This window comes from Rhodococcus sp. KB6, assembly GCF_001445685.1.
GTDB lineage: Bacteria > Actinomycetota > Actinomycetes > Mycobacteriales > Mycobacteriaceae > Rhodococcus_F > Rhodococcus_F qingshengii.
The window spans coordinates 1-1,472 of sequence record NZ_LNAK01000031.1 but is presented as its reverse complement, the minus strand read 5'-3'; the positions used below and the strand labels follow the sequence as shown (position 1 = coordinate 1,472).

At 64.8% G+C, this 1,472-nt stretch carries 1 protein-coding gene; it reads left to right on the top strand.

The annotated features are described in order from the left end of the window. Positions 1 to 134 precede the first annotated feature (134 nt). On the top strand, positions 135 to 1,439 hold the full coding sequence (locus ASU23_RS06705) for an IS256-like element ISRer3 family transposase (RefSeq protein WP_042927240.1): 1,305 nt from the start codon (positions 135 to 137) through the stop codon (positions 1,437 to 1,439). Positions 1,440 to 1,472 lie beyond the last annotated feature (33 nt).

Below are 1,472 nucleotides of genomic sequence, written 5' to 3'. Positions count from 1 at the left end.
GGAGCAATGATCAGAACCTGTGGATGGTTCTCGGCGAGGCGGCGTGAGTGGGCGCACCTTCCCGGGAATGATCTGAAATTCCATCAGCTCTGATCAGGACCGGCGTTGGCGCGCTGGTTCGGGAAGGTACGCCCATGCTCACGGTAGTTCAGGATCAGCAATCCTCCAACGACGACAGCGGTGTTGGTCGGTCGTTGCTTGACGAGATCGTTCGCGACGGTGCCCGGCAGATGCTCGCGGCGGCGTTGGCCGCCGAAGTCGCCGCATACATCGAGCAGTTCGCCGAGCATCTCGATGAGCACGGCCGGCGGCTGGTGGTCCGCAACGGCTATCACCACGAGCGTGACGTGCTCACCGCGGCGGGGGCGGTGACGGTGACCGCACCGCGGGTCAACGACCGCCGTGTCGACGCCGAGACCGGTGAACGGCAACGGTTTTCCTCGGCGATCCTGCCGGCGTGGTCACGCAAGTCCCCGCAGATGACCGAGGTGTTGCCGCTGCTGTACCTGCACGGGCTGTCCAGCGGCGACTTCGGTGCGGCGTTGGAGCAGTTCCTCGGCACTGGTGCCGGGCTGTCGGCCTCGACGATCACCCGGCTGACCGCGCAATGGCAGGACGAGGCGAAGGCCTTCGCCGACCGGGATCTCTCGGGCACCGATTTCGTGTACCTATGGGTCGACGGCATCCATCTCAAGGTCCGCCTGGAGCAGGAGAAGCTGTGCTTGCTCGTGATGATCGGCGTCCGCGCCGACGGCCGCAAGGAGCTCGTCGCGCTCACCGATGGGTTCCGGGAGTCCACAGAGTCGTGGGCTGATCTGCTGCGCTCATGCCGACGCCGCGGGATGACCGCCCCGGTGCTGGCCGTCGGTGATGGGGCGCTGGGGTTCTGGAAGGCACTGCGGGAGGTGTTTCCGGATACCCGTGAACAGCGCTGCTGGTTTCACAAGCAGGCCAATGTGCTTGCTGCGCTGCCCAAGTCGGCTCATCCAGGTGCGACCGCGGCGATGCGGGAAATCTACAACGCCGAGGACATCGACAAGGCCCAGGTCGCGATCAAGGCCTTCGAGGTAGATTACGGCGCGAAGTACCCCAAGGCGGTCGCCAAGATCGTCGACGACGCCGACGTGCTCCTGGAGTTCTACCGGTACCCGGCCGAGCACTGGATCCACTTGCGCACTACGAATCCGATCGAATCGACGTTTGCGACCGTGCGGTTGCGAACCAAGGTCACCAAGGGCCCTGGGTCACGCGCAGCGGGGATTGCCATGGCCTACAAGCTGATCGACGCCGCACAAGCCCGCTGGCGGGCGGTCAACGCCCCCCATCTGGTCGCGCTGGTCCGTGCCGGCGCGGTGTTCCACAAAGGCAAGCTGCTCGAACGACCCATCGACATCTCACCCGCTGAGCCCGACGAATCAAGCGAAACGGAGGTCGCCTGAAACACCCTCATCCACAGGTCTTGACAATATCTC